At 35.0% G+C, this 1622-nt stretch carries 1 protein-coding gene and 1 pseudogene; both read right to left on the reverse strand.

Annotated features, from left to right (window positions below):
* Positions 1 to 626: Rpn family recombination-promoting nuclease/putative transposase (locus tag ACN4EE_RS23160; RefSeq protein WP_431708869.1), on the reverse strand; the 626-nt coding region annotated here is incomplete at its 3' end.
* A gap of 139 nt (positions 627 to 765) precedes the next feature.
* Positions 766 to 1558: pseudogene (locus tag ACN4EE_RS23165) on the reverse strand (Rpn family recombination-promoting nuclease/putative transposase).
* Positions 1559 to 1622: the final 64 nt, after the last annotated feature.

A 1622-nucleotide genomic window follows, 5' to 3' on the forward strand; every position in this document is an offset into this window, starting at 1 on the left:
TCTCGGAGTATTTCTTGATAAATTACGGATTCTTTCATAATGTCGCTCCTTAATATTTGTTTGATGGTTGTTTCGTTTAGAACTAATCCCGCTAAAATGCTCGATATTGCTAATAGATTGTTTTTTGTCGTTGTATCAGATTCTTGTTTAATGGTTTGAGCTATCTGGGTTAATACCATTTTAGGATTTTCTCCTGACGATAGCACTGCTAGAGGTAATAAACCTAATTGATTCATAAATAATTCGGGAGGTTGCTCCCAAAGTCGAATTACATCAAATTCATGGTAGGTTTTCTCTAAGCGGAAATTGTTTTGTTGTGCTAATTCAGAACTTGTTTTTCGCAAGTAAATTACTACTTGTTTCATCTGTTTTTGAGGATAACGGCGATATACCCTCAATCGATAATCAATCATCCGAAATGCCATTGTTTCATCGGTGTCTGTTTGAAATTCCAGATGTAAAACTAGGTTTTCTGATTGTAATAAGATAAGAGAATCTGCCCGAATTGGTTGTAATGATAACTCGGTGGGTTTTAATTCTGTTAAAGTGACTTTATAGCCTAATAGCCATTGAGCAAAATCTTCGCTGTAATTTTCGGCTAAAAATTTGCAAACGTTATCAAACATGAATTTTTTAAGATATTTAATTATCTCAATTGTAAATGCCTAAAGGCATTACTACGAACGAGGAAGTTCGATCGCGCAGCGCCACTTTTAGTGATCGAAATTTGCTAATATTATGGGTGGGCAATGCCCACCCTACTTTTTATGATTCTCTTGTTAACGTTTGGGCTAACTCCTCAATGGTATCTTGGGGTAAACCTGTAAACATTACCACTTGTTCGATCGACATTTCATTCTTGAGCAAATTTAAGGCTATTTCGATTTTTGCTTCGAGTTTTCCCTCAATTTTACCTTTAATTTCTCCTCTCATTTCCCCTTTGATTTCTCCTTCTCGGAGTATTTCTTGATAAATTACGGATTCTTTCATAATGTCGCTCCTTAATATTTGTTTGATGGTTCGCTAAAATGCTCGATATTGCTAATAGATTGTTTTTTGTCGTTGTATCAGATTCTTGTTTAATGGTTTGAGCTATCTGGGTTAATACCATTTTAGGATTTTCTCCTGACGATAGCACTGCTAGAGGTAATAAACCTAATTGATTCATAAATAATTCGGGAGGTTGCGCCCAAAGTCGAATTACATCAAATTCATGGTAGGTTTTCTCTAAGCGGAAATTGTTTTGTTGTGCTAATTCAGAACTTGTTTTTCGCAAGTAAATTACTACTTGTTTCATCTGTTTTTGCGGATAACGGCGATATACCCTCAATCGATAATCAATCATCCGAAATGCCATTGTTTCATCGGTGTCTGTTTGAAATTCCAGATGTAAAACTAGGTTTTCTGATTGTAATAAGATAAGAGAATCTGCCCGAATGGGTTGCAATGATAACTCGGTGGGTTTTAATTCGGTTAAAGTGACTTTATAGCCTAATAGCCATTGGGCAAAATCTTCGCTGTAATTTTCGGCTAAAAATTTGCAAACGTTATCAAACATGAATTTTTTAAGATATTTAATTATCTCAATTGTAAATGCCTAAAGGCATTACTACGAACGAGGA

The sequence above is a fragment of the Geminocystis sp. CENA526 genome, from assembly GCF_050753365.1.
Taxonomy (GTDB): Bacteria; Cyanobacteriota; Cyanobacteriia; order Cyanobacteriales; family Cyanobacteriaceae; genus Geminocystis.